Raw genomic sequence first — 3,341 nt, 5'->3', positions numbered from 1 at the left:
GCTTCCACCGTCATGGTGTTGAGGTCGGAAATTGTCAGGATTGTCGGCGCGGTCTGGTTTGCGTTCAGCGTCTGGCCCTGAAGGGCGGCCTGCGCAGTCACGGTGCCGCTCATCGGCGCATAGATTTTCGCATAGCCGAGATTGACCTCACCGCCTTCAACGGTGGATTTCTGCTGTGCGATCTGCGCCTTCAAGGCCTCAATGGTCGCCTGTGTCGTCTTCACCACCGTCTCGCTCGTGTCCAGTTCATCGCGGCTGACGGCATCGATCTTGGCGAGTTCGAGATTGCGGGCATATTGGCGGCGGGCGAGGGTGAGCTGCGCCTGCGAACCGGCCAGTTCGGACTCAAGCTGGGTCAGCCGCGCGCGGGCGGCGGCGACTTCCGTTTCATAGGTGCGCGCGTCAATCTCCGCGAGGAGGTCGCCTTCCTGCACCTCATCGCCCACTTCCACATGGATGAATTTGAGCTGGCCGGAAATTTGCGCGCCCACATCGACATAGTTTTTCGGCTGGAGCGAGCCAAGGGCGGTGACGGTGCGCTCGATATTGCCGCGTGTGACGGTCGCGGTGCGATAGGTTACGCTCTCGCCACCAAAGAAGAGGCCCGAAAAGGCCCACCAGAGCAGGAGCACGGCAAGACCCAGCCCGCCCCAGCGTATCACTGGGGGGAGGCTGCGCCATTTTTCCAGAAAGCGCGCCAGAAACCCCGGCCCGCTCATCCCGTCTTTTGCCGTCTCGCTCTCATAGCCCATGCTTTTGAAGCCTCTTCAGCGCGTCCTTCGCTCTATATAACGGAGAAACCCGCCCGATCCGTCGCAAGATTCAACAGATCGCGCAAAGGGACACGCTGAGAGGGGCAGGCTCAGGAAACCCGAACCATCCGCTTGCCCACATTTTCGCCCGCCAGAAGGCCGATCAGGGCTTTGGGCGTGTTTTCAAGGCCGTCCAGGATGTCCTCTTTCACCTTCAACTGGCCGGAAGCCACCCAGCCTTGAAGGTCTTCCAGCGCCTTGTCGTGCTTGTCAGCATAATCCATGACGATGAAGCCCTGCATGGTGAGGCGCTTCACAACGACAAGGCCGGGGATACCGCGCGGACCATGTGCAGGCGGCGCGCCATCATATTGCGACACGGCCCCGCAACAGGCGATGCGTCCGTAATTATTCATGCCGAACAGCACGGCTTCCAGAATGTCGCCGCCCACATTGTCGAAATAGACGTCAATGCCATTCGGCGCGGCCTTGCGGAGTGCCTTGCCCACCGGCTCGGCCTTGTAGTCGATGGCGGCATTGAAGCCGAGTTCCTCGGTGAGGAGCTTGCACTTCGTCTCACCTCCCGCGATGCCGATGACATGGCAGCCCTTGATCCGGGCAATCTGCCCGACAATCGAGCCAACGGAGCCGGCTGCCGCAGAAACGACTACCGTATCGCCTTCTTTCGGCTTGCCCACTTCAAGAAGGCCGAAATAGGCGGTCAGCCCGGCAATCCCATAAACGCTGAGCAGGTGGGAGAGAGGCTCCATGCGCGGCAGCTTCTGCGCGGTCCGTGCAGGCACGGCAGCATAGTCCTGCCACCCCGTATCGGCGAAGACGATATCCCCCTTCGAAAAGCCCGGCGCTTTCGATTCCACCACTTCCGAGATCGAGCCGCCCGCCATTACTGTGCCCGCTTCCACGGCGGAGCGGTAGGTAGCGCCCTGCATCCAGGCGCGATTGGCGGCATCGAGCGAGATCAGCTTTGTGCGCAGCAGAAGCTCGCCATCCTTCACCTCGGGTATTTTGCCGTCAGGGGAGAAGCGGAAATGGCTTTCGGCAAGTTTCCCCTGCGGGGTTTCGGTCAGCAGAACCTGTCTGTTCACTGTCATGGGGCTTTTCCTCCCGGTCGGCGTTATTGTTGAGACGAGCCTAGCTGGCCTGTCTTCGGCATGCATCCGCAAATCCGGTGCCTATTCTATTGTGGGGGCGGGCCGCAGCCATTAAAACCGGCGTGGCTGTGGTTCTCGTCTGTTCGGGGACTAAGCATCTGCCACTCCTTGTGAAACGCCCGCGTGCGACCCGATCAGGTGACATGACAAACAAGCTCCGCATCGCTCTCGCCCAGTTGAACCCGGTCGTCGGGGATATCGCCGGCAACCTCGAAAAAGCCCTCGATGCACGCCGCAAGGCAGCTTCTGAGGGGGCAGACCTCGTGGTGCTCTCGGAGCTTTTCCTGACCGGCTACCCGCCGGAAGACCTCGTTCTCAAGGGTGCGTTCCAGCGTGCCGCGCAGGCCGCCGCGATGGAGCTTGCCAGCGAAACAGGAGATGGCGGCCCCGCCATATTGATCGGCTGCCCCTGGGTCACTGATGACGGCAAGCTCTTCAACACCGTGCTCTATCTCGACAAGGGCGAGGTGCAGGGCTACCGCGCCAAGGTGCATCTGCCGAATTATTCCGTCTTTGATGAGCCGCGCGTCTTTGATGAAGGGCCGATGCCTGGCCCCTTCGATATTCGCGGCGTGCGCATCGGCGTTCCCATCTGCGAGGATATCTGGTTCCCCGATGTGGTGGAGTGTCTGGAGGAATCGGGTGCCGAAATCCTGCTGGTCACGAATGGCTCGCCTTATGACTTCAACAAGTTCAATGCGCGGATGCAGCTTGCCGTCTCGCGCGTGCGGGAAAGTGGCCTGCCGCTCGCCTATGTGAACCAGTTCGGCGGGCAGGATGAACTCGTCTTTGACGGCGCATCCTTCGTGCTCAACGCGGACTTGTCGCTCGCCGTGCAGATGCCTGCCTGGGAGGAACGGATCGCCATTACCGACTGGACGCGCACCGACAAGGGTTGGGCCTGCGAAGAGGGCGAACGCGCGCGCATCGAAGAAGATGATGAAGCGCTCTACCTCGCCGTGGTGCAGGGACTGCGCGACTATGTTGAGAAGAACCGCTTTCCCGGCGTGGTGCTCGGCCTTTCAGGCGGCATCGACAGCGCGCTTGTGGCAGCGATCGCCGCGGATGCGCTGGGGCCGGAGCGGGTTCATTGCGTGATGCTGCCCTACCGCTACACATCGTCAGAAAGCGTTGAGGATGCAGAAGCCTGTGCCAATCTCCTCGGCACACGCTATGACATCGTGCCGATTGAAAAGCCGGTTGCGGGCTTTACCGAAGTGCTGGAAAAGCTCTTTGAAAACACACAGACCGACACGACAGAAGAAAATCTCCAGTCCCGCACGCGCGGCGTCATTCTCATGGCGATCTCCAACAAGTTTGGCTCCATGCTGCTGACAACCGGTAACAAGTCGGAAGTCTCTGCGGGCTACGCCACGCTTTATGGCGACATGAATGGCGGCTTCAATCCGATTAAGGA

General features: G+C 60.7%; 3 protein-coding genes. 1 reads left to right on the top strand and 2 read right to left on the bottom strand.

The features are described from left to right. Together WBF74_RS07350 and WBF74_RS07345 are read right to left on the bottom strand one after the other, a co-directional pair. A partial coding sequence (locus tag WBF74_RS07350) for an efflux RND transporter periplasmic adaptor subunit (RefSeq protein WP_424437454.1) occupies positions 1-752 on the bottom strand: 752 nt, incomplete at its 3' end. 110 nt (positions 753-862) lie between these two features. After that, positions 863-1,864: an NADP-dependent oxidoreductase gene (locus tag WBF74_RS07345; protein ID WP_424437451.1), complete on the bottom strand. Its 1,002-nt coding sequence runs from the start codon at positions 1,862-1,864 to the stop codon at positions 863-865. Positions 1,865-2,067: 203 nt separating this feature from the next. Between WBF74_RS07345 and WBF74_RS07340 the strand changes: the two genes are divergently transcribed. Then, a partial coding sequence (locus WBF74_RS07340; protein ID WP_424437448.1) for an NAD+ synthase occupies positions 2,068-3,341 on the top strand: 1,274 nt, incomplete at its 3' end.

It is taken from the genome of Parvibaculum sp., assembly GCF_049672805.1.
Taxonomy (GTDB): domain Bacteria; phylum Pseudomonadota; class Alphaproteobacteria; order Parvibaculales; family Parvibaculaceae; genus Parvibaculum.
Note: the sequence above shows the minus strand (reverse complement) of the source record. Positions and strands in the feature narration are given on the sequence as shown.